We start from the raw sequence: 25,072 nt of genomic DNA, 5'->3' as shown, positions 1-25,072 counted from the left end.
GCGTATCGCGCGGAGGCGGCCGCCACGTATGACGATTGTGGGTGAGCCGCCCGGACGCGGCGACGTCGCGGAGTCGGCTACCATGCGCGAACGATACATCGTGAAGGAGCGCTCCATGTGCCGCTGGCTCGCCTATACGGGTAATCCGATCCATCTGGAAACCGTGCTGTTCCGCGCGAAGCATTCGCTGATCGACCAGAGCCTGCATTCGGAGCTGGGCGCCACGACCACCAATGGCGACGGCTTCGGCATCGGCTGGTACGGGCATCCCGACGAACTCCCGTTCCGCTATCGCTCCGTGCATCCCGCATGGAACGACCGCAACCTGCGCGAAGCCGCGCGTGCGATCCGCTCGCGGATGTTCATCGCACACATCCGCGCGGCGACCGACACGCCCGTGCAGGAAACCAACTGCCACCCGTTCCGCCACGGCCGCTGGCTATTCGCGCACAACGGGCTGATCCGCGACTTCCACAAGCTGCGCCGCGACCTGACGATGAAGGTCGACCCGGCGCTATTCCCGACGCTCGAAGGCTCGACCGATTCCGAGCTGATGTTCCGCCTCGCGCTGACGTACGGTCTCGAGCAGGCGCCGCTGCCGGCGCTCGAACGGATGGTCGGCGTGGTCGAGGAAACCGCCACGCGGCATCGCGTCGCCGATCCGCTCAACATGACGATCTGCGCGACCGATGGCGAACGGATCGTCGCGGTGCGTTACTCGAGCGAACGGCAATCGCGCTCGCTGTTTCACAGTACGTCGTTCAAGCATCTGCACGAGCTGTATCCGCATAACCCGCGTATCGCCGAAGCCGGCGATGATGCGTTCATGGTCGTGTCGGAGCCGCTCGTCGACCTACGCGGCGCGTGGGAGGAAGTGCCGGAGGGCATGGCGATCGTCGCGCATGGCGCCGATGTGCAGCAGCGGCCGTTCGGGCCGCGGCACAAGTGACATGCGGCAGTCCTGACGAAAGCGAGCATATTCAGGGCACCGGATACTTCCACGCGATAAGACAATTGCGGCGATCCGGTTTTAAGGAGCGACGCTTGGGACTACCGATGCAATCAGAAGGGATGCCAATCGTCGCCCGACAAAGATAATCGGCCAGCACGCACCGAATAATCCCCATTCGATAATGAGCGACAGAGCCTCATCACGAAGCGAGCCCCGCACGCGCTCCCTCTCCGTGTTCGCCGAATAAAAAATTAATACTCTTGCGATTTCATACCCGCGAGGAACGGGGGCGATAATCGAAACACGGTCGACGAAATATGTGCCGAGCGATTCGGCCACACGTCGACGGGCGACCGTCGCCATTCTTCTAACGATTCCGACGCAAGCGATTCCCGCTTCCCTCATGGCATCGGGCCCGGCCACAACATACCCAAACTCGGGGGCCATGAAACGGGGCCGAGATTGTACGCGCCTTTTACCTCGGCGCCGACACCTGCTCATTTCAAATTATTACGACGAATCGGCAATCATTACCGGGCAGAGGGAAGCCGAACCACGTCGTGCCGCACGAAGGCGAGCGCTTATTCCTGATTAAAATATTCAAGTTACAAATTTAGAAAAGGCACGTTACAATCCGCCGACGGATGAATCCGCATCACAAAAAAGTACGACGCAGTTACCGGCACATCGAATCCGAGATGACTCAAGATCTCCAAAATTCCCTCCCTGTCATGCTGACGGGTAATCAATCCGTGCTTTCCAGCATGAAGCAGGACCATGCCTTCGCGGTATGGCTCACCGGCGTCTCCGGTGCCGGTAAATCGACGCTGTCGAACCTGCTGAAGGAACAACTCGATGCGCGCGGCCTGCGGACTTTTGTGCTGGACGGCGACCTGCTTCGCGAAGGATTGAATCAGGACCTTGGATTCAGCGACGCAGACCGCCACGAGAATATTCGTCGGACTGCCGAGGTCGCGCGCCTGATGGTGGATGCCGGGCTCGTCGTCATCGTTGCGCTGATCTCGCCGTTTCTGGAAGCGCGCGCCAAAGCGCGCGCGCGTTTCCCGGCGGGCATGTTTTTCGAAGTCTTTGTCGACGTTGCGCTGGATGTGGCGGAAGCGCGCGACCCCAAGGGGCTGTATGCGCTAGCAAGGCAAGGGGCCATTCGGCAGTTCACCGGCATCGAATCGACCTATGAAAAACCGGTATTGCCCGACGTGCACGTGCGCACGGGCGCAGCCAGCCCGATGGAATGCGTGCACGCGATCATGCAGAAATTGCCGTTGAACGGCTGATACCGATACTGGCGCGGCCACCGGCTCATCCGCGTCTCTACTACCCTCGTCTATTTCGGCGCGTCATTGCTGCGCGGGCGACGATTGAACCGTCCGCCTGACGCCACAGCGGCCCACAGTCATCGTTGGCCGCGACGCTCGAGCCGCATCCGGATCGAATCAAGCTCGCCCGGCAACCTGCGCGAACGCGCGCGCTGCCGCGGCAGCACAACGAACCCGAGGCGTTCGTACAGTGCACGAGCCCTCGCGTTGCGCGTCAGCACGTCGAGCACGACATCGCGACTGCCATCGACCGGCAACGCGCCAGTATCCAGCGCATCGCGAAACAGCGCGCTGAACACCCCCGTGCCGCGCTGGCGTTCGTCCGTCGCGCAATGCGCGACGAGAATCTGCGAACGCTTCGGCGCCGGGAGTTCCGTTTCCAGGACCAACCCGCGCAGCAACTGGCCAACCGTGCGGCGCACGCCGAAGAAGCGCGCGAGCGCCCACACGACGTGCACGTCGTCGAACGTCGTCCGCTGTCCGTCGTGAATCGCCATCACCGCGAGCACCGCGCCATCGTCGGCGACTGCGACCCGATGCCGGCGCCACGAGAAGCGTCCGTGACGCGACCGGAACGCTTGCTGCAGGAAAGCGATGCAGCGTGCGTCGCTTTCGCCGAGAAAGAAGCCGAATTCGGCCACGCCGGACGCAAACACGAGCGGCGCGCATGCTGCCGCATCATCCGCACTGGCCGCGCGAAACCGCACCGGCTCGCCCGCGCGTGGAACCGCTTGCGCGACCGCGGCGGCCTGCGTCACGCGCTGCGCCCCGCGAGGCGCGACAACACGCCCACCGTCCGGCTGATCTGCTCCGGCTCGTGCGTCGAGCAGATGAAGAAACGCAACCGCGCGGCCTTTTCCTCGACGGCCGGATAGAAGATCGGCTGCACGTTGATCCCTTCGTCGAACATCGCATTCGCCCACTGCGCGGCCTTCAGCGAACTGCCCGTGATCACCGGCACGACCGCATACCCGGCGCTCGTGCCGGTATTCAGCCCGGCCGCACGCGCCTCGGTCAGGAACTGCCGCCCGCGCGCCTGCAACTGCGCGACGCGCTCCGGCTCGGCCTGCAGGCGTTCGAGTGCCGCCAGCGACGCTTCGGCGAGCGTGGGCGCGAGCCCGACGCTGTACAGGAAACCCGGCGCCAGATGGCGCAGCATGTCGACGAGCGGCTGGCAGCCGGCGATGAAACCGCCGCAGCCGGCCAGCGTCTTGCTCATCGTGCCCATCCACATGTCGACCTGGTCGGGCGCGACGCCGGCATGCTCGCGAATGCCCTTGCCGGTCGCGCCGAGCACGCCGAGCGAATGGGCCTCGTCGACCAGCAGGAATGCCCCGTGACGCGTCTTTACGTCGACGAAGCGCTGCAGGTCGGGGAAATCGCCGTCCATGCTGTACAGCCCTTCGATCGCGATCAGCACGTGCCGGTATTCGCGGCGCACGCGCGACAGCAGCTCGTCGAGCGCCTGCCAGTCGTTGTGCGGGAAGCTCAGCCGCTTCGCGCCGCTCAACTGCGCACCCTGCACGATGCTGTTGTGCGCGAGCGCGTCGTGGACCACCAGATCGCCGGGGCCGAACAGCGCACCGATCACGGTCACGTTGGTCGCATGGCCGCTCACGAACGCGACGCAGTCGTCGGTCTCGTAGAACGCGGCCAGCGCCCGCTCGAGCGCGCGCTGCACCGGACGCTCGCCCGCGACCATCCGGCTCGCCGAAGCCGACGTGCCGTAGCGGTCGATCGCGGCTTTCGCGCGCGCGGACACCGCCGGATCGCCGGCCAGCCCCAGATAGTTGTAGTTGGCGAAGTTCAGGTATTCACGGCCGCCGATCTGCGTGGTGGCCCCGGCGACGCCGTCGTGCACGCGGAAAAACGGCGACTCGACCCGCAGTTTCTCGCCCATCTCGCGCATGATGCGGACCTGCTGATACTGCGGCATCGACTCGAAGCGGCTGCGTGCCGACGCGGTCTGCGCAGCCGGCGTACCGGGCACACCCGGCGCCGCCGCGGCGTCGGTCGCGCGCTCCAGTTGCCGTTTCAGCGCTTTCGCCGCCAGTTGCTGGCGAAGATGCTCTCCCAGTGCCATTGCGTCCTTCGCTCTATCTCGAAAAGACGCTATGTTACGCCGCGTATCTTGAAAAAGTGTGGTTTCAGGTCTCGAAAAACTCGGCCCACTGCCATGCATCGGGCGCGGCCAATAGCGCATCGACCAGCCGGAAATTCATCTCGTGGCTAGGCCGCAGCGCGCTCACGCGCGCGAGCAGCGGCGCGCCGGCCAGCGCGAGATCGCCGACCAGGTCGAGCACGCGATGCCGGACGAATTCCTCGGGCAGCCGCATTCCGCCCAGCACGCGATTGCCGACGATCGACGCGGTGCACGACGGCCGCGCGCCGCGCAGGATCGGCACACCACGAAGATAGCCGGCGACGATCGCGGGCACGGCCCACTTCACGCGCCCGTACGAGCGAGACGGCGCGATGTCGGTCGCGAATGCGGCCGGCGTCAGCGCGCCGTCCCAGTGCATGTCGCCGAAGCCGCGCAGATCGTTGCGCACGCTCAGTTCGTAACGCGGCGCCGGCTCGATCCGCATCTCGCGCCGCTGGTCGCCGTCGCCGTCCGTGACGACGACGGGCCGCAGCACGCGGATGAAGCGTTTCGGCGCATCGAGCGCGACGCGGCCGCATGCGCGGATCGCGTCCACCCACGGCGTGGCGCTGCCGTCGAGGATCGGCACCTCTTCCGCGTCGAGCTCGACGATCGCGTGATCGATCTCGCACGCGAGCAGCGACGCGAGCAGGTGCTCGATCGTGCGCACGCCGATGCCGTCGGCATTGCGCAGCATCGTGCAGAGCGGCTGCGCGCGGCGCAGCGCGGGGTCGACGGGCAGCGTCGCGAGCGTGCGGCCGTGCTCGACCCGACGGAACACGATGCCGGTCACGCCGTCTTCCGGACGCGCGGGCAGAATCCGCACGCCGACCCGGCGCCCCGTATGCAAGCCGTGCCCGTCGATCGTCAGCGGGCGCGCCAGCGTGCCCTGCCGCGTCGCCCAGCCGGTCGGCGCGCTCACCGCGCCACCTCCAGCGACGGCGATACCTGCTCGGCGACCGGCGCCGGCTGCGCATCGAGCATCGCGCGCGCTTCGCCGTCGATCGCATGCTTCGCGGCGAGTGCCGCGACGGCCTCCTGCGCGGCATCGGCCGCCGACGCGGCATCGGAGCCGGCGTCGGCCGATGCGCCGATCGAATCGACGATGCGCCCGGCCAGCGTCGTCACCGACGCGCCTTCCGCGATCGCCATCACCGACAGCTTGACCTCGAACGCTTCCTCGACCGCAAGGCCGAGCTCCATCCCCATCAGCGAATCCATGCCCATGTCGAGCACCGACTTGTCGAGCGCGATGCGATCGGGCGTCATGTGCAGAATCCGCGCGATCTGCGCCTGCAGCGTTCGCGCCACCAGCGCAATGGCTTCATCGCGCGGCAGGGCAAGCACCTCTTCACGCAGTTGCGTGCCGCCGTCGCGCGCATCGCCGCCCTTCGCCTGCGATTGCAGCAGCGCATACCGGCGCGCCTTCGCCGCCGGCATCCCGCGCGCCACCGCATGCCAGTCGAGCCGCACCACCGCTTCACCGGCCGCACCCGCCACCAGCACGCGCTCGAGCGCGGCCATCGCCTCGTCGGACGTGATCGACGCACCGCCGATCCGCGACTGCAATGCTTCGCGCGTATCGGCGTGGCGTGCGAGGAAGCCGACGTCCTCGAGCGGCCCCCAGGCCATGAACGTGGCGGGCAATCCTGCCGCGCGGCGATGTTCGACCAGCGCCTCGAGGAAGGCGTTGGCCGCGACGTAGTTCGATTGCCCCGGATTGCCGAGATAGGTGGTCGCCGACGAATAGACGACGAACAGGTCGAGCGGCAGCCCGCGCGTCGCGCGATGCAGGTTCCACGCGCCGGCGACCTTCGGCGCGAGCACCGCGATCATCCGCGCATCGTCGAGATTGCGCACGAGACCGTCGTCGATCGACATCGCGGAATGCAGCACGCCCTTCAGCGGATGGGCACGCCGGACGATCGCGGCAACCATCGCGTCGACTGCCGCCGCATCGGTCACATCGCACGACACGACGTCGACGGTGACACCGAGCGTGTCGCGCCAGCGCGCCACCTCCTCGCGCGCCGCGGCGGCGAGTTCGCCGGAACGGCTCGCCAGCGTCAGCCGGCGTGCGCCGTGCTCGACCATCCAGCGCGCGCTCGCGAAGCCCAGGCCGCCCGTGCCGCCGACCACCAGGTAAGCACCATGCGGATCGAGCGCGAGCGCTTCTGCCCGCGCGACGCCGCGCGTCGGCGCGGGCGTGCCCGACGGATAGGTAACGAGCACCTTGCCGATCTGGCGCGCCTGCTGCATGTAGCGGAACGCATCCTCGGCCCGCTCGGCCGGGAACGCGCGATACGGCAGCGGATGCAGCACGCCTGCCGCGAACAGCGCCATCACTTCGCCGAACAGCCGCTCGGTCAGCTCCGGCAACGCGCCCATCAACTGGTCGGCATCGATGCCGAAATAGCTGATGTTGTTGCGGAACGGCCGCAGCCCGATATGGCTGTTTTCGTAGAAATCGCGCTTGCCGAGCTCCAGGAAGCGGCCGAACGGACGCAACGTATCGATGCTGCGCACCATCGCCTCGCCGGCGAGCGAATTCAGCACGATGTCGATGCCCTCGCCGCCCGTCATCGCACGAATCTCGTCCGCGAACGCCAGGCTGCGCGAATCGAGCACGTGGTCGGCGCCGAGCAGGCGCACGAACTCGCGCTTCTCGTCGCTGCCGGCCGTCGCGAACACTTCCGCGCCGAAGTGGCGCGCGAGCTGGATCGCGGCGATCCCGACGCCGCCCGCGCCGCCATGCACGAGCACGCGCTCGCCGCGGCGCAGCCGCGCGAGTTCGACGAGCGCGTAGTACGCGGTGAAGAACGTGGTCGGCACGGTCGCCGCTTCCTCGAACGACAGGCGCTGGGGTTTCTGTGCGATGGCCTGCGCGCGTGTCCTGACACGCGTCGCGAACGACGCCGGCGCGAAACCGAGCACCGCATCGCCCGCTGCAAATGCCGTCACCGCGCGGCCTACCCGGACAACGCGGCCGGACAGCTCCATGCCGATCGTCGCGCCCGCGAAGCCGGTTTCCACCGCTTCATCGGACAGGAGGCCCATCGCATACATCACGTCGCGGAAATTCAGGCCGGTGGCAACCGGCTCGATTTCCACCTCGTCGTCGCCCAGCGCGCTTTCCGGCAGCGCGAACCATTCGAGATTGCGCAACGAGCCCGGTGCGTCGAACGCCAGCACCGACGCGCGTGCAAGCGCGCCGTCGCTGCGCGCCGCGGCCTGTGTGGCCGTCAGCATGCGCGGCACCAGCCGCCCGTGCGCGCTCAGCACGACTTCTTCCTCGACCGCCGCGCCGGTCAGCTCGCGAATCAGCGCATCGGGAATCCCGTGCGCCGAACGATCGACGTCGATCAGGCGACACGCGAGTTCGGGATGCTCGTTCGCCAGCACGCGACCGAGGCCCCACAGCGTCGCCTGTTCCGGATGCGCGTTCGCGGCCCCGGCGAACGGCGCGCCGCCGCGCGTGACGACGGTCAGCCGCGTGCGTGCGTTCGGTTGCGCGCCGAGCGCGCGCACGAGCGCCGCCAGCGCGATCACGCCGTGACGCAGCGCGGCCATCAGGTCGTCTCCCGTCGTCGTGTCGGCGAGCGGCGTTTCCGGCGCGCAGAACACGACATGCGCCGGTTGCCCCGCCGGCAACGACGCAATGGCATCGGCCGCATGCGCGAGGTCGACGATATCGGCCGGGTAGCCCGCGTGCGCGAGCGCGTCGGTCAGTTGCCCGCCGAAACCGCCGGCCGTGTCCAGTGCGTGCATCACGAGCCATTGTTCGCTGCGGGCAAGCGTATCGAGATCGGTCGCGTCGCTGCCGCGTTGCGCGGCCGCGGCGCTCGCCGGATTGCGCGCGATGACGAACGTCGGCGTGCCGTCCAGATCGAGCGACTGCTCGACGTGCCGCACGACGTCGACGAAGCCCGCGCGCGCGAGCGTCACCTCGAGATCCGCCGGCGCCAGCGGCGCAGGCAGGTCGACGCCCGTCGACGCAGGCTGCGCGCCGAACACGATGTCGGAGAAGCGGCCGCGACGCGGCTCGGCCAGCAGCAGCAAGCCGCCTGGCGCGAGCCACGAGCGCATCGCGTTCAGTGCATCGGCCGCATCAGGACGGCCGCTCAGCGCGCGGTTCGCGACGATCAGGTCGTACGGCCCGGCTTCGTCGGCGGACAGCGACAACCGTTCGCCCGGCTGCAGCGCCACCGTGCGCACCACGGCTTGCGCGTCCGTATCGAACCCGGCGAGCTGGCCCGCCGTCGCTGCGATCGTGTGATCGCAGCGCGCGGCGGCGAGATGCATGCCGAGCGTCTGCAGCACGTCGCCGTCCGTCGCGCCCAGTTCGAGCACGCGCAGCCGGCGCGCCGGCTGCCACGCGTCGACCGCCTGCTCGACACCGGCCGCCAGCAGCGCATGCACGTGCTGCCAGGTCGGCGATGCGGCGAGCAGTTGCTCGACCAGGCTGTGCCCGGTCGGCGACAGCCAGCGTGCGCCGTCCTTCGCGCCGCTCAACACGTCGGGCAACGCCGCGCCGCAATGAGCGAGCAGCGTCAGTTCGGCCACGTGCCCCGGCGATTCGGCCAGCAGCCCGCGCCACAGATCGTCGAGCGGCGGCAGCGCCGCGCACGCCGCGTCGTCGCGTACCAGACGCACGCCGTCACGCGCGGCAAGACCGTCCTCGATGAGCATGTCGGCCAGGCGTGTAGCCAGCGCCGCCTGCTCCGGTGCGGGCTGCCACGTACCGGCGAATACGCCGAGCGCATCGAACGCGTGCAGCACGTACAGGCTGGCCAGCACGTCGAGCAGCGGCAGGATCTCGGTCAAATGCTGCGTCCGACGGCCGTCGAGCTCCGCGGCGTCGACGCGCGCGACCGCTTGCGCGAGCAGCGCGTCGGGTGCCGGCAACGCGGCCGCGTCGACGTCGTTCGGCAACGGCATCTCTTCGAGGCGGTAGACGAAACGCGAAGGCAGATTCTGCCGCCGGCCGACGAGGTCCACGCGCCGGAACCGGCAGCCGCCGAGCCGCGCGACGATCGCGCCCTGCGCGTCGAGGAATTCGAAATGCGCGACGATCGAATGCGGGCTGCGCCGGTCGACCCGTGCGAGTACGCGGGCGACCGCGTCGCCGCGCAAATAGTCGACCCGGCCGATCTGCACCGGCACGTAGGCCGGATGCTCGCCATCGCGCGCCTGCGCCGCCAGCAGCGCGAACAGCGGATGAAACCCGCTGTCCATCAGCGCCGGATGCAGCAGATACGCGGATAGCGCCCGCGCATCGCCGCACGCGGCCGGCGCGGCGACGTCGGCCAGCGCGGCGTCCTCGGCCGCGGCGACCCGCACGGTGCGGACCCAGCGGAACGCCGGCCCGTAGTTGAGGCCGATGGCTGCCGTGTTCGCATACAGCGTGTCGCCGTCGGCGGCCGGCAGCGCGAGCAGGCGTTCGAGCGTCGCGGCCGGCACGATGCTCGCGGCGCCGAGCGCATTGCCGCTTTCCAGCATCCGCCCCGTCACGTTCAGCGTCCATGCGCCGTCGGACATCCGGTCGCGCGTCTCGATCGTAAACGTCGCGGTGCGCGGCTCGATCACGAGCCGGAACAGCTTCGCCTGCTGCGGCTGGAACACGACCGGCGTGCGGATCTCGACGTTTTCGAGCGCCGCATCCGGCGTATCGAAGAAGGTGCGCGCCGCGGCGAGCGCCATTTCCACGTAGCCGGCACCCGGGAACGCCACGCCGCCGTCGACGACGTGATCGGCCAGCATCGGCAGCTTCGCCGGATCGAGCTGGTTTTCCCAGCCGAATGCATGTTCGTGCAGCCGATAGCCGAGCAGCGGATGCTCGCGGCGCCGATTGACGAGACCGTAGCCTTCGACGGTCGGCGTGAGCCAGAAACGGTCGCGCTGCCACGGATACGACGGCAATGCCGCACGCGATTCGCCCGGCGCAAAGCGGTCGGCATCGACGCTCGCGCCGTGCGCGATCGCCGTGAGAATCGCTTGCCGCAGCGTCGCGGCGCTGCCGTGATCGCGCTTGAGCGTCGGCAGCACCGCGCCGGTCACACCGGCGCCCGTCAACGCCTGCTTCACATACGTGCGCAGGATCGAATGCGGCGAGACTTCGATGAACAGCCGGACGCCCTGCTCGATCAGATACGCGATGCCATCGCCGAAGCGCACCGGTTCGCGGATATTGCGCCACCAGTAGCGCGCATCGAGTGCGTTGCCCGCGAGCGCGCCGCCGGTCACCGTCGACACGAACCTGCCGTTGCCCGGCTGGGGTCGCAGGCTGGCCAGCTCGGCCAGCACGACCGGCTCGATGCGGTCCATGTGGCTACTGTGGAACGCATAGTCGAGATCGAGCATCTGGAAGAACTTGCCGCTGCCGCGCAGCGCTGCCTCCAGCGCCTGCAAGCCCTGCAGCTCGCCGGCGAGCGTCACCGCATCGGGGCTGTTGATGCCGGCCACCTCGACCCGGCGCGCGAGCCCATGGCGCGCGATCAGCTCGCGCGCGGCTGCCTCGCCGATGCCGACGGCCGCCATCCGGCCACTGCCGCGCGTCATCGCCTGGGCGCGGCTGCGGATCTTGATCACGCGCACCGCGTCGGCGAGCGACAGCGCGCCCGTCACCCACGCCGCGGCAATTTCGCCGACGCTGTGGCCGATCGCCGCGTCGTAGCGCATGCCGCGCGCGTCGATCACCCGGATCATGCCGACCTGGATCGCGAACAGCAGCGGTTGCGCGTTCTCGGTCGCGGCGAGCCATTCGGCGCCCGCACCGGCCAGCCATGTCGCGCCCGGGCCGCCGCGCATCACGTCGACCAGCGACGGGCTGCCGTCCGCGCACCACAGCGCGTCGACTTCGTCGAGCGCCGCCCGGAAAACCGCGTTCTCCGCATAGAGTTCGTTGCCCATCCCGACCCACTGGCAACCGTTGCCCGAGAACACGAGCGCGGTACGCAATGCGTCGGCGGGCGCCTGGCCGGTCGCCACGCAGGCCGGCAGCCCTTCCTGTGCCGGCTGGGCCAGTGCCGCGAGCGCCGCACGACCTTCGGCCACGTCGGCCGGCGCGACGATCGCGCGATGTTCGAGCCACTGGCGCCGACGGGCGGCGGCCGCGGCAAGCGCCTGCCAGTCGCCGCCGTCGTCGAGCATGGCCAGATAGCGGCCCGCGAGTGCCGCGAGCGCAGGCGTGCTGCGCGTGGTCAGCACGAGCGGAGACAGTTGCGCTTGAACCGGCTCGGGCGCTGCCGTCGCCACGTCGTTTGCGACCGGCGCCTCGGTCAGCACGACGTGCGCATTCGTGCCGCCGAAGCCGAACGAGTTGACGCCAACCGTCAGCGGCGCGTCGCCCGCATCGAGCGGCATGTAACGATCGACGACGCGCAAACGCCCGCCGTCGAAATCGATGCCGGGATTGGGCGTGACGAAGTGCAGCGATCGCGGCACCGCGCGATGCTTGAGGCACAGCACGGCCTTCAGCAGGCCGGCCATGCCGGAGGCCGTTTCGAGGTGGCCGATGTTGGTCTTCACCGAACCGATGAGCAGCGGACGGTCCGCCGGGCGCTCGCCCGACACGACGTCGATCAGCGCGCGCGCCTCGATCGGGTCGCCGACTGCCGTGCCGGTGCCGTGTGCCTCGAGGTACGCGAGCGACTGCGGATCGATGCCGGCGCGCGCGTACACGCTGCGCAGCAGCGAAGCCTGCGCGGCCGCGCCCGGCACGCTGATCCCGCCCGGCGAGTGGCCGACCGAGTTCACGCCGGAGCCGGCGATCACGGCGTGGATCGTGTCGCCGTCGGCCAGCGCGCGATCGAGCGGCTTGAGCAACACGAATGCGCCGCCTTCCGAGCGCACGTAGCCGTCGCCGGTCGCGTCGAATGCACGGCAACGGCCGCGCGGCGACAGCATCGACGCCTTCGAGAAGCTGACGAAGCCGAACGGGTGCAGCAGCAGGTTGACACCGCCCGCGAGCGCCACGTCGGCCTCGCCGGACTGCAGTGCCTTGACGGCCTGATGGAGAGCGACGAGCGACGACGAACAGGCGGTGTCGACCGTCATGCTCGGGCCGTGCAGGTCGAACAGGTAGGACACGCGGTTCGACGCGATGCTCAGCGTATTGCCGGTTGCCGAATACGGATCGATCACGTCCAGATCGTCCATGTTGCGGTTGCCGTAATCCATGCTGGCCGCGCCGACGAAGACGCCGCAGTTACTGCCGCGCATGTCGGCCGGGCGCACGCCGGCATCCTCGAACGCTTCCCATGCGAGTTCGAGCAGCAGGCGTTGCTGCGGGTCCATCTGGGCCGCTTCGCGCGGCGAAATGCCGAAGAACGCGGCGTCGAAGCCGGCGACGTTGTCGAGCACGCCGGCCGCGAACGTGTAGCTCTTGCCCGGTTCGCGTTTGGACGGGTGCTGGTAGAAATCGGTACCGAAGCGGTCGGGGGGGATTTCGGTCACCGCGTCGCGTTCGTCGCGCAGCAGTTGCCAGAAGTCGCCAAGATTGTTCGCGCTCCCGGGAAACCGACAAGCCATCCCAATTATTGCAATCTTACTGTTCATCTTTTATGTCGCTTTCTCGGATGCGTGCGGTTCTTCCGCGCGATGTCCGTCATCTTGTACCACATGCAAAAGTACCGACCCAAGCTCTTCGGCTGCCAAATTCCGGCATTCGGGCGTGTCCGTGCCGTAATTTCGCCAAATGAAGTAGTCACTGGTTTGCGGAGAAACACCCAGCTTATCGAATACGTGAGGCAGCGCGGGAACGTGGTCGCCGTAAAAACAAACGACTGTTTCACGATCGCTGGTGCGCAAATGATCGAGCAGGCGCCCGATCATTGCGTCTGCATTTTCAATGTGCCGCAGGTAGGCTGTCAGGTCGCGCCAACTGGCATCTTCGCCAAGAGTATGCCTCGAAGACGATTCTCCCGGTAATACCTGCTCAAGGTGCAGGGGGCCGTGGTTCTCCATTGTCATCGCGAAGATGAAGCGCGGCGCGTTCCGGAGTTCGTCCAGCACATCGATGACGGTATCCAGTACGGCCGAATCGGCAATATACGGTCCGGCTCGCGGGGCGGCGACAAAGCTTTCAATATCCAGAAATCTATCGAATCCGAGCAACGGAAAGACCCGATTCCTTCCGAAGAAGTCTGCATAGTACGGATGAATCGCGACAGTCGTGTAACCGCCCCGCCGAAACCAGGCTGCAATCGTTGTACACGCGCGCCGTACGAAAGCGTAAGGGTAGAAACGGGCGTAGCCGAGACGCGCGGACGTCAGTCCGCTCAGCATCGCAAACTCTGTACGCATCGTGTTCGCACCCCAGGCCGGCACGAGGAGTTCACCGTGGCAGATGGATTCCCCGCGCGCAATGTCCAGATTCCGGTAGTTCGCCGAATCGATCGCCGAACCAAGACGCCTCGCGTCGAAATACGATTCGCTCTGGATCACGATCACATCAGGGCCCGCAGTCGGCGCGCCCGATGCGAACGGTCCAGTCCGGGCAACCCCGTCGAATGCGCGCAGCGTCGCGGGACGCAAGCCGTTCAGCAGATACGCAACGAATACTGCAAAAAATCCATGCCGCTGTTGGTCCGCGCCGGCATCCAGCGTAAGCGGCAAGCGTGTCGCCAACCAACAGGTTGCGACCGCAGACACCAGGAGGAGCGCCGTCACCGACCAGAGCGCCCCGTCGAACGGTTGCTCAGCAAAGAAGCCGGTCAACAGCGCCGCGACGCCAATCACGATTCCGATCACCTTTCCGACGCTCAGAAACGGCAGGTACAACCGGGGATGGGCGAACAACTGGCTGAACAGACTCAGATCCGTAAAAACGAATGGCTCGCGCAACGACTCGTACTTTGCATTGTTCACCGTCACCAACAGGCCGACCAGTGCCACTGCAATACAGACGGAAAATACGATGCGTCTTGTCACGATCAGCATCGCACCAGTCAGAAACACAAGTGCAACGGCATGCAACATTAGCGCGACGCCGGAACGTTGCCGCACACGCGGCAACGCCAAGACATCCAGCGCAAACGACACGCCAAGCGCAATCAGAAGCGTGAGCAACATGCCAACGCTCAAGCTAGCGCTCCCGTCGAGGTAAGTAGGACAATCCGCCGAGTATCGCGTCACCCAATCGCGCCGGCAGCAGCGTCAACAGGCGCATACCGAGCGCGAGCAATCCCGGAAACGCAATCTCGGCCCGCCGCGCCGCCAGCTTGCGGCGAATATAGCCTGCGGCCTTATCCGCCGACCACATGAACGGCTTGTCCCCCGGGAATACATCGCTCATCGCAGTCTTGACGAAGCCGGGCAACACGATCGCGAGATGTATACCGTCACGCGCCAGCAACGGGCGCACCGAATCGCCGTACGCCTTGAGTGCCGCCTTGCTCGCGCAATACGCAGGCGAAATCGCCATGCCGCGTAGCGCCGCGATCGAACTCACCAAGGCAATCTGGCCGCTGCACCGCGCTCGCATGCGCGCAATCACCGGCAGTACCGCGTGCATCGCCCCATAGAAGTTGGTATCGACGACTGCAGCCATACGATCAAGTTCTTCCCAGTCGCAAGCTGACTCGAGCGTACTGGCAACCCCGGCATTGGCGATCAGCAAATCTATCGAATATGTGTCGTCAAACTGCCAAAGCCATACCTGCATCGCCGCTGCGTCTCGCACGTCGACCGGTGCGGTCACCACCTGAGCGCCAAGCGCTCGGCACGCGTCAGCGCAGGCATCAAGCCGCCGCACGTCCCGACCAACGAGCCCCAACACCACACCAGGCGCGGCGTAGGCAGTCGCGAGTGCGCGTCCGATGCCTGCACTGGCACCGGTGATGACAATGTGACGAGGGGTGGTACTAGTCATGCGATGCCTCAAGCCGTGACACGGCACCGCGAATCGCCCGCTCGATCCCCGTACGGGTATAGAAGTCGCCGTTGATTTGGGTATGGTGAATAACGTAGTCGAGAAATGCTTGGTAAAGCTCACGATCAGGTTCAAATTCAGCTTTCCAAAAATCATCAAGACTGCCTTGCCATGTCAGTCCCTGCATATCGTAGATCGCATGCCCGAGAGCAATTAGCGGCCGCCGATGATGAAGGGCTGACAACCCAACCGTACTGTTCACGACGATTACGCCGCGCGCATACTCGAGCAAGGTCGGCAAGTGCCCCGCGTCGATGAAGGTAACGCGGTCGGCAATTCCTAATTGCTGCGCGAGCAGCAGCACATGGCGCCGATGATCGATTAGCCCCGTATCTAACGGATGATTCTTGACCACCAGACGAACGTTGGAGTCGGCATGAGCAGCGAATGAGCGTAGTACTTGATCGACCGCCGGCCGGGTGCCGCCAAATGGGGAATGCACAACGAGTTGAGCATCCGAATTGAGTTGCAGGGGGAACAAAAAGTAGCCGCCAGTTGCGCGAAGCAGTTGATCCGTTACCCGGCCTGCATCACGCTCGAACCCACGCTGCGCAAGTGCGCGCCAGGCGAGCCCGGCATACTCTACGAACCCGTTATGTGGCCGATGACTGCGATAGTGCGGGAATCGACGTGAAAATAGCGTGTTGGCTCCGCGATAGGCGATATCGTGAAAAGCTCGCTCACGAAGGTTATAGCCGGTCGGTGCGGCAGGCGGACTTGCTGGCGTCTCCTTGCGTCGGTCACGATACCAGCCCGGATCCCGGGGTAACAGGGAGCGTCCATTGACGCCGTGACGCTCCAGCGTCAGCCAGTGCGGCCGCACATAGCCCTCTTCGAAGACATGCACGCGCATGCCCGCCTTCTGTGCTATCGCGTGCGCGGGTACATGAACCTCGCGACAGTCGCCGAACATCAGCACATCAGTGAAATCACCTCCTCCGATTACGTCCGAATACCATGCCGGCAGTTCGCCAAGGCGCCCCTCATAATTTACCGCATGGCGGGCAGCCCCCCCGTATAGAAGATCTCCTCCACAAAAATTAACCTTCTGTACTGCATGGCCGCGCGTGCGCAAAGCCTCGGCCAGCTTGGAAAAAAAAGGGGAGGCCGTACCCTGAAGCGCAAGATATGAGCGACGCATGAAAGAATGTTGCGAGCGGTGCGGACACACAAGAAATCGGGACACTTTCGTCCCTCACAGCATCCACACTATATATATGAACCGGAAGTGGAAATCACACGGGCGCCACCGCTGGCAATTATCGCATTCGACGGTACCAAAAACATTAGCGCGAACAAAATCGTGAGCCGAAACAGAAATGCAGTGACGCGTGTCACGCAACATCGCTATAATACCGCGCCCCCTCGCCACCCATCCCCGCATACCGCCATCGAGCATGGCCAGATCCGACTACACCACCGACCGGCGCGTATACGCCGTCAGATCCGTCCCACGGCAACCGCCTGAATCTGGCCCGCAGAAATTACCACGCCGCCTGCAAGCCTTACCGCTCACATTCGAAAAAATTACACAAATGACATTGTTGAGTCAGGCGCGAAAAACCACACTTAGATAGCGCAAAATTACGGCGCTGGCTATAATCACTCGCCCGAATTTCGGTGTGAACGTCGCCTGCCAGAGGTGCAGCGGCACGAGCGCTGGGTCGCGAAGCAACCCACTACGCATACCTTGCGCTGGTGGCGCATGCCCTTGACGGTGGACGCGAGCGGCGCCCCCGGCATCCCAAGATCCTTGGCAATTGAGTTTGGACAAGACGTTGAAAACGCTATCGGAAAAGTATTCGGCGTCGTCGCTAGGCGGCAACGATAAAGGTGTAGTGGCACGGCTCAAACGAATCAACACGCTGTTTGCAGTTACCGTTCTGGCCCCGACCATCATCGCCACGGTCTACTACGGCCTGATCGCGTCGGACATCTATGTTTCCGAATCTCGGTTTGTTGTCCGCAGCCCGCAGCGCCAAAGCCAGACAAGCCTTCTCAGTTCTCTGCTACAAGGTACTGGTGCGGGCCGCGCGCAAGACGACACATACTCCGTAGTCGACTACATTCGGTCCCGCGACGCACTGCGTGAGCTGAATCGGGATAACTATATTCTCGACGCCTACAGCCAGCACGGCGACGTAGTCAGTCGCTTTTCACGTTATTTCGACGACAGTTTCGAAGCGCTGTGGCGCTACTACGGCAAACGAATCGTCTCCGTCGATCTGGATGCGACGTCGGCAATCACAACCCTACAGGTACGTTCGTATACCGCAAGTGACGCGCAAAAGATCAATGAAGACCTGATTGCGATGAGCGAGCGCCTTGTCAACCGCATGAATCAGCGTGCGGCAGCAGATACGGTCAGATTTGCACAACAACAAGTGGACTCTGCAACGACAAAAGCGAAAGACGCGGCCGCAACCGTAGCGGCCTATCGCAATTCTTTTTCCGTGTTCGACCCGGAACGCCAGTCCGCTTTGCAGTTGCAGCAAATCACCGGTTTGCAGAATCAATTGCTTACAGCCCAAAACCAACTTATCCAGCTTCAGTCAATCGCTCCGCAGAACCCGCAGATTCCTGTGCTGAAGACGAATATTCAGACACTCGAAAAGCAAATCGCGAATACAACCGTCGGTGTCACCGGAAGTAAAGACTCCCTTTCCGCGAAGGCCGCCAATTACGCACGCCTGCAACTCGATGCCCAATTTGCCGATCGCCAATTGGATGCGGCAATGACTGCCCTTCAAAACGCACGAGTGGAAGCAAATCGCAAGCAGTTGTATCTTGAACGTCTCGTCGAACCCAACAGGCCCGATGTAGCGATCGAACCTAAACGTATCCGCGGCATTGTTACTGTGTTTGTGCTTGGCATTGTAGCCTGGGCCTCGCTCAGCCTGCTGATTGCCAGCGTGCGCGAACATCAGCACTGACGTCATGTCGTCTCCTCAGCCATATCCTTCGCTGCTTACCTCGCTCAAAATCCAGATGCGAGTAGTGTTCGCGCTAACCATGCGTGAAATCATTACGCGCTACGGTCGTCACAATATTGGTTTCGCATGGTTGTTTGCAGAACCAATGTTGTTCACGGTCGGTATCGCGGCACTTTGGAACCTGCTACACGAAACGGGACAGGGACACGAGATTAACGTGACGGCCTTTGCGGTCACAAGCTACTCCACGGTTCTGGTCTGGCGCAACACAATTGGCCGATGCACGCTGGCTGTCGAGCCTAATGCAGCCTTGCTGTTCCATCGCAATGTTCGCGTTATCGACCTATTTTTTGCGCGCATCACACTTGAGATTGTCGGTACAACGCTATCGATGCTGGTGCTGACCAGCACACTGATCGCGATAGGAATAATCGACCCGCCCGCCGATGTCTTGAACATGGCAGCCGGCTGGGTGTTGTTATGCTGGTATTCGGCCGCGCTTGGCCTGCTGATCGGGGGACTGTGCGAATACAGCGAACTTGTCGAAAGACTCTGGCACCCGATTTCCTACTTCCAGCTTCCTGTATCCGGCGCCTTCGTTATGGCGAGTTGGCTCCCCCCCAACCTGCGTGACATCGCAATGTTGTTTCCTGCGCCGAACTGCGTGGAATTATTTCGCTACGGATACTTCGGCTCGCAGATTACGCCATACTACGACGTTCCCTATACGATCATGGTCTGTGCTTTCCTCACGTGGATCGGACTTGCGGTTGTGAGAGACGTGTCGACGAGAGTGGAACACTGATGTTAAATCTTCAAGACGTGTCGAAACACTACAGCACACGTAACGGCAGACGGTTAATTCTCGACCATATCAATCTCACAATCGAACCGTCCGAACGCATCGGCATTCTGGGGCGCAATGGCGCGGGCAAATCGACACTGGTTCGCCTGATCAGTGGCTCCGAATTACCGACTTCGGGTACTATCGAGCGAGCAATGAGCGTATCTTGGCCGCTCGCCTTTTCAGGCGGATTTCAAGGAAGCCTGACAGGTCTCGACAATCTGCGATTCGCCTGTCGAGTCTACGGCGCATCCTACGAGGCCGCCCTACCTTTCGTAGAAGACTTCACCGAACTGGGAACGTATCTGCGAGAGCCGGTGAAGAAATATTCGAGCGGCATGCTTGCACGGCTTGCGTTCGCGATGTCAATGGCGATCGAATTCGACTGCTTTCTGATCGATGAGGTTATCGCAGTCGGTGACGCAAGTTTTCGCGACAAATGCCATCGGGAACTATTTGAAAAACGCCGCGATCGAGCGATGATTATGGTGTCGCACGATCCTCATATTATCCGTGAACACTGCACGCGCGCATGTGTACTTGAGAAAGGGGTGCTGCGTGAGTTCCTGGATGTAGACTCAGCATTTGATTTCTATCACGAAATCACGGGTCAACCTATTCACTCGTAAGTTTGGCCCACTTTCTTTCGTCGAACACGTGCCGCATCGTCAATGCACTCGACCCGACAACGGGTAGGCTAACATTTCACTTGTCGCCGTTGTGCGTTAGACAGCGCCCTGAGCAACACTATCGCAAATCCGATCACGCACGCATTGGAGCCCTACCGTGATTTTCAAGAAGCGCAAAACTGACGCCACCACAGAATCGGATCAGGCGTCGCAAGCCGACAACATCAACGTAGTGACAGATGACGCTACTACCGAAGGGTTTCAATCATCCTCGGCAATAATCCGCGAGAACGATCCAGCTGTTGACGAGCTCGTACGCGACCTGATCGAGGATGCGAAGCGGCGTGTGCACACGGGCGCCATCAAGGAACTGTGTGAAGAATATTTGAAGCATGAGAGCTATCGGATTGCGCGGCGAATTCTCGATCTCGCGAAAAACGCATTTCCTAATGACGCGAGCGTGCATGAACTCTTGGCACGCGCGTGTCACTTCCTTGGTGATCACCTCGCAGAAGCAGACGCTTGGCATCACGCCGCTAAATTGACGAATCGGGTCGAATTCAAGGTCTGCGAAGCGCACGCTCGGCTGCGTATCAGCGATTTCGCAACAGCCGAGACGATTCTCCAGGCAGTCTCCGGTGACGGCATCACTCGTTTCGATGTCGCCGCTGGCCTTGCGGAATGCGCATACCAGCGCCACGATCTAATGCGCGCTTTCGAGTACTGGACGCGTGCGGCGGAACTCGATCCGGAAGATTTGAATGCCTCACTGCAGCGAACCAATGCCCTGATCGAAATGGGAGACTTGCGTACAGCCGAGGCCATTATCGACGACGCGCAGGAAAGGTGGCCGGGCTCGGCGCTCGTTGCGGAAACGAAGGCACGCGTCCTGAAAAGCCGTGCCGATTATCCCGCAGCGCTCGAGTTCAGCCAGATCGCTGTCGTTATGGACTCGTCACCCAATCTGCATTTGACCCATGCAAGTGTCTTGCTGGCACTCAGTCGCGCAGATGACGCATGTCAAACGCTACGACAAGCACTCGCAAGGCAGCCTCGAGATACGAGTGTGCTTGCCATGCTCGCTGAATGCGAAGAGGCAGCTGGTCGCCGTTCGATAGCATTGGCAACCTGGCGCGGCTTGCTGCACTTTCAACCAGATTTTGTTCGAGCGCACATTGAGACGGCCAGGTTGGAAAACGTCGGGCGTTCTGCACAGGATTACCGCGACGCGTTGCTGAAGATTGCCGGACGCTATCCGCTGGCACCAGAGCCTCTTGTAGCAGTGGCCGATATTGCACGCGACGCTCGTCAACAAACAGAAGTCGCGTCGCTTTGGAACCGAATCCTGACTATCGCACCTGGTCGCAAAGAATTCTGGCTACGGTGTGCGGCAGCCCTGCGCGAGTGCAACAAACTCGACGACGCAGAAAGAATGGTGTGGGATGCACTCGAACGTTTCCCAGAGGATCGTGATCTTCTGGAAGATGCGCTCGACCTAAGTACTGGCTTGGAACATCAGGCCCGAGCGGTAGAAGCCGGTAGGCGTCTGACCTTGCTGCTGCGCCGCACCCGTAGCGACGAGCCGGGATCACCCGATATGGCCAATCCCCTGTTCAACGCATACACTCGCCTGACTTGGCTGCATTTCAACGTTGGGGATTTCAAGAATTCCCGAGCGATATGTGAAGAAATCGCGGAAATCTGGCCGAATTGCGCGTTCTATCTTGAACTGCGCGCGATGATGTCGATCCGGGAGCGTAACTGGCAGGATGCGCTCGACTCCGCACGTACCTACAACTACCTGTTCCCGCACTATCCGCGTGGCATTGAACTCGAGTACGAAGCATTGCTTGGCGCTCGAGAATTCAATGCTGCGGCAGAGCTACTCACTCGCGAAGACCTCGCGATGCGTTTTCCGGAATGGACCAGCCGATTCGCAGCCTGGCGCGACGCGGTTCGCTCCATTCGCCCTCCTGAACAGCCTACTGATACTCGTCTTGTCCTCGACGTCACGAGCCTCGCCACCGTTGTCGCGGCATCTGCCGCACCTGGCGGGATCGAGCGCACGATCGTCGAAGTCGTACTGGAATTGTTCGAAAGCTGGAAGGGCAACCTTGCACTCGTGAACTGGAAAACGATCGCCGTCGAAGTCGACCAGGCGGATTTCGCGTCGGCTATCTTCCCATCGAGCTTCGGCGAAGCATCACAGCAAAAAATCAATCCGTTCGTCCAACGTACGCTCACGAATGGAGAGAAAGCGTTCGAATCGAGCCCGCACGACATCGTCGTCATTCTCGGCTCGGCTTGGCACTACGATGCAAATAACGCGATTCTCAACGAATACAAGCGAGCTGGATCGCGTGTCGCAATATACATTCACGATCTGTTGCAGTTGTACTATCCAACGCTCGTCAGCGAAAAATGGGCAGCCATTTTCCGCTACTGGATCGGACCTGCGCTCGACCAGGCTGATCTGGTGATGGTCAACTCGAACCACTCCGGACGAGAAATTCAGCAGTTTTGCGCCGAAACCGGCCGCCAGCCGATCGAAGCCATCAAGGTCGAACTCGGTGACGATTATCGTTGCCTGCCCCGGAAACAACGTGTCGACGAGGCAAAAGTCGCGTCCGTTCTTCGCCTCTCGAAAAGTGCCGGGTACGTCATGTTCGTGTCAGCACTTGGCAAACGCAAGAATCATGGGTTCCTCGTCCGTGCGTGGGACAGACTGCGCAAGATGAGCGGTGAGGATTGTCCGACGCTCGTGTTCGTCGGCTCGCCAGGCGACGGTATGACTGCAATTGAGGCAGAACTTCGCGCAACGCAATACGCCGGTGGCAAGGTTGTCCTATTGCACAACGTCGATGATGCGAGTCTGGACAAGCTCTACGAGAATTGCTTGTTCACCGTGTTTCCGAGTCTGTGCGAAGGCTGGGGGTTACCGATTGCTGAAGCCTTGTCTCACGGGAAAGTTTGCCTCGCATCGGCGACGACATCCATGCCGGAAGTCGGCGGCGACTGCGCGGACTATTTCGAGCCGACCGACGAAGACGCATTCATTGCCCTGGCAACCCAATATGTCTACGATCATCCAAAGCGCACGGAGCGCGAAGCGTACGTCCGGGAGCACTACCAACGTCGCAAATGGAGCGCCACAACAGAGCATATCGTCTCCCTAGTCGATACGCGCCTGCTCGCATCGGGCGGCAAGCCGGTCCTGCCAATTCCGAGAACAACGCAAATTGCAGGCGTCATTCAGGTATGCGCGAGCTACGGAAAGCAATGCGGTATCGCTAGCTACGCATCTCACGTCGCAGCCGCAATGCGAGGACAAGGTAGGGATACCGTGATCGTCCGCGGGGTGGACGAATGTGAACCGTATCTGGCGACGGGTCGCTATGGCTATATATTCGTGCAGCATGAATACGGATTGTATGATTCCTTCAATCCAACTCTTGCCGGCCCAGATACGACTGGAGAATTGATCGAGCAACTCGAAGACTACGCAGAGCGTTACCCGAACGTGAGCTCAGCTGTCGTGATGCACACGATCGACATGAACAAGCCCGATCTACGTGAACGCAGTCAAATGCTGTTTAACTCTACGATTCCTGTCGTTACTCTGAGCAGTGCCGCTGCACGCAATACCCGTGCAATATTCGTTGAGCACGGCATTCATGTGACGTCACCGATCGCTTCAGTTGAAGCCCCGGCACGTGCTGAAGGAAATGCTCTAACCGTATCGTCCTTCGGCTTCCTGTCCCCTCATAAGCGCATCGATCGGATTCTCCAGGCGTGCGTCGAGTCGAATAGTCGTCTTGTCGCCAACTTCGCATGTGATTCCGCTGAGCGGGCACAGCGAGCTCGAGAACTAGTTGCAAGCATGGGCGTTGCTGGCAAGGTCACTTTTGACTTCCAAACCGACGAGGAAATTCTCGCAACGTTGCGCTCGGGCGATGTCGTGTATTTCCCGCAAGGTCCGATTTCTTATTGGGCGACTACCGGCTCCGCTCGTGTGGCAATGACGGCCGATCGGCCAGTCGTTACCTCCCCGGAAGATCAGTTCGAGGACATGGCCGCCGGCGTTATTTTTGCGACCGATGCTGATTTGCCGACCGTTCTTCGCAGATTGTCGAACCCAACCTACTACGCACAAGTTCTGGGCCGATTAAGGGTGTTTCGTGATGAAAACACGATCGATGCGGTCTATCGCGACGCGTTGGTTATGTTGAACTCCGAAAATCGTGCCGCGCGCATTCCGAGTGCCCGATCCGCAATCATCGTCTCGGATCTACTCGCGCTCCCAGCACGCACTGCAGTAAAGACCCTCTATACGTCTCAATTCGATCGACAACCCACATCGAACGAATTCGAATCGTTCGAAGCTACCGAAGGTGGCTCCGTTGACACTCGACTGGCAGCGATTTTTGGTGCTGCTCGCAATGCTCTGATGCAGGGACGCCCGATAGATCTGGCCGTTGATTCATGTCATGCAGATTTGCTCGCAAGTTCCGAGCTCTCCGCTATAGACGGCAACCGACTCGTCAGTGCACTTTCGCTATTGTTACTCGACCAAACTGACTTCATCGACACGGCCATGCTGGCCATCGCCAAGCGTCGTCCGTCCGATTTCGAACGCGCGGAACTGGATGCTATGCCCGTCGACGATGTCGCTGCACGAATGTCCGTTCTGCGCGCAATCGTACGCATTGCAAATAAGGCCCGCGCGACACGCAGCGCGGTCGGTGACTTGCAGGCTCACCTGTACCTCCAGGCACCGGTTCCCGGTCAAATTCAGCATTCGCGACGCCGTTATCATCTATCGGAATTGTGTGTGTATCCTGCTATCTACCGTGCGATCGCTGTTTATCGCAAGCTCTTCAAGCGCGATCCGTCACTAGAGGAGCATCTTGCGTTATCGTCGGTCGACTCATACGAGGCTATCGACAGAGTTTGTCAATTGGCGGCCACCACCGATGCAGTTCATGTGATCGACAACATCCCCGATCGCGCCGGCTGGTTAACGACAATGCAACGCGTACAGTCGGTGCTCGAGGAAATTAGCGATACACAGGCTGACGAGATGACCGGTGAGAATCTCTGTTCGCTCGAGAAGCGACGGTTGTCGCGTGCGTTCCCCAGCTTTGTGCTGCTCACCTGAAACCTCATCGTGCGCGCGAATCTATCGCGCGCACGATGTTCGTCACGATCGATTCAATCCAAGGCGCGGAAGATCCTCCACGTCCGGAAGACAATATCCCCGCGAACCGGCGCATGTTGTGCCGTTTTGCTACCACCGGTGTCTAC

Annotated in this window: 13 protein-coding genes; 6 read left to right on the top strand and 7 right to left on the bottom strand. The window is 62.7% G+C overall.

Annotated features, from left to right (window positions below; genetic code table 11):
* The first annotated feature begins 115 nt into the window (after nucleotides 1-115).
* Both AP428_RS01225 and cysC read left to right on the top strand, forming a co-directional pair.
* Nucleotides 116-949: a class II glutamine amidotransferase gene (locus AP428_RS01225; protein ID WP_054927435.1), complete on the top strand. Its 834-nt coding sequence runs from the start codon at nucleotides 116-118 to the stop codon at nucleotides 947-949.
* A 734-nt stretch (nucleotides 950-1,683) separates the two neighbouring features.
* Complete coding sequence (gene cysC, locus AP428_RS01220; protein WP_054927404.1) at nucleotides 1,684-2,247, top strand: adenylyl-sulfate kinase; 564 nt, start codon at nucleotides 1,684-1,686, stop codon at nucleotides 2,245-2,247.
* 119 nt (nucleotides 2,248-2,366) lie between these two features.
* Here cysC and AP428_RS01215 read toward each other — a convergent pair whose 3' ends face one another.
* From AP428_RS01215 to AP428_RS01185, 7 genes are all read right to left on the bottom strand, one after another.
* Nucleotides 2,367-3,047 (bottom strand): N-acetyltransferase, encoded by a 681-nt coding sequence (locus AP428_RS01215; protein WP_054927403.1) that lies wholly within the window; start codon nucleotides 3,045-3,047, stop codon nucleotides 2,367-2,369.
* Nucleotides 3,044-4,372 carry an aminotransferase class I/II-fold pyridoxal phosphate-dependent enzyme gene (locus AP428_RS01210; RefSeq protein ID WP_027807500.1) on the bottom strand — a complete coding sequence of 443 codons (1,329 nt, stop codon included), beginning with the start codon at nucleotides 4,370-4,372 and terminating at the stop codon, nucleotides 3,044-3,046. Before AP428_RS01210 ends, AP428_RS01215 begins: the two co-directional genes overlap by 4 nt.
* 64 nt (nucleotides 4,373-4,436) lie before the next feature.
* Nucleotides 4,437-5,354, bottom strand: coding sequence for a UDP-3-O-acyl N-acetylglycosamine deacetylase (locus AP428_RS01205; RefSeq protein ID WP_054927402.1), 918 nt, complete (start codon nucleotides 5,352-5,354; stop codon nucleotides 4,437-4,439).
* Nucleotides 5,351-12,988, bottom strand: a complete 7,638-nt coding sequence (locus AP428_RS01200; RefSeq protein ID WP_054927401.1) for a type I polyketide synthase — start codon at nucleotides 12,986-12,988, stop codon at nucleotides 5,351-5,353. The genes AP428_RS01205 and AP428_RS01200 overlap by 4 nt, the downstream gene beginning before the upstream one ends.
* A gap of 3 nt (nucleotides 12,989-12,991) precedes the next feature.
* On the bottom strand, nucleotides 12,992-14,503 hold the full coding sequence (locus tag AP428_RS01195; RefSeq protein ID WP_054927434.1) for an LTA synthase family protein: 1,512 nt from the start codon (nucleotides 14,501-14,503) through the stop codon (nucleotides 12,992-12,994).
* Between the two features lie 13 nt (nucleotides 14,504-14,516).
* Complete coding sequence (locus tag AP428_RS01190; protein ID WP_012327962.1) at nucleotides 14,517-15,302, bottom strand: SDR family oxidoreductase; 786 nt, start codon at nucleotides 15,300-15,302, stop codon at nucleotides 14,517-14,519.
* Nucleotides 15,295-16,503 carry a capsule biosynthesis protein gene (locus AP428_RS01185; RefSeq protein WP_054927400.1) on the bottom strand — a complete coding sequence of 403 codons (1,209 nt, stop codon included), beginning with the start codon at nucleotides 16,501-16,503 and terminating at the stop codon, nucleotides 15,295-15,297. Before AP428_RS01185 ends, AP428_RS01190 begins: the two co-directional genes overlap by 8 nt.
* A 625-nt stretch (nucleotides 16,504-17,128) precedes the next feature.
* On the opposite strand from AP428_RS01185, the gene AP428_RS01180 reads away from it, so the two are divergent.
* From AP428_RS01180 to AP428_RS01170, 4 genes are all read left to right on the top strand, one after another.
* Nucleotides 17,129-18,295 carry a hypothetical protein gene (locus AP428_RS01180; RefSeq protein WP_054927399.1) on the top strand — a complete coding sequence of 389 codons (1,167 nt, stop codon included), beginning with the start codon at nucleotides 17,129-17,131 and terminating at the stop codon, nucleotides 18,293-18,295.
* Nucleotides 18,296-18,299: 4 nt separating this feature from the next.
* Nucleotides 18,300-19,100, top strand: a complete 801-nt coding sequence (locus tag AP428_RS01175) for an ABC transporter permease (RefSeq protein WP_012327959.1) — start codon at nucleotides 18,300-18,302, stop codon at nucleotides 19,098-19,100.
* Nucleotides 19,100-19,768, top strand: coding sequence for an ABC transporter ATP-binding protein (locus tag AP428_RS34440; protein ID WP_012327958.1), 669 nt, complete (start codon nucleotides 19,100-19,102; stop codon nucleotides 19,766-19,768). The genes AP428_RS01175 and AP428_RS34440 overlap by 1 nt, the downstream gene beginning before the upstream one ends.
* Nucleotides 19,769-19,925: 157 nt before the next feature.
* On the top strand, nucleotides 19,926-24,926 hold the full coding sequence (locus tag AP428_RS01170; RefSeq protein ID WP_054927398.1) for a glycosyltransferase: 5,001 nt from the start codon (nucleotides 19,926-19,928) through the stop codon (nucleotides 24,924-24,926).
* Nucleotides 24,927-25,072 lie beyond the last annotated feature (146 nt).

It is taken from the genome of Burkholderia sp. E168m22, assembly GCF_001319805.1.
Lineage (GTDB): Bacteria > Pseudomonadota > Gammaproteobacteria > Burkholderiales > Burkholderiaceae > Burkholderia > Burkholderia orbicola.
The sequence above is the reverse complement of the archived record's forward strand: the minus strand, read 5'-3'. Positions and strand labels throughout refer to the sequence as shown.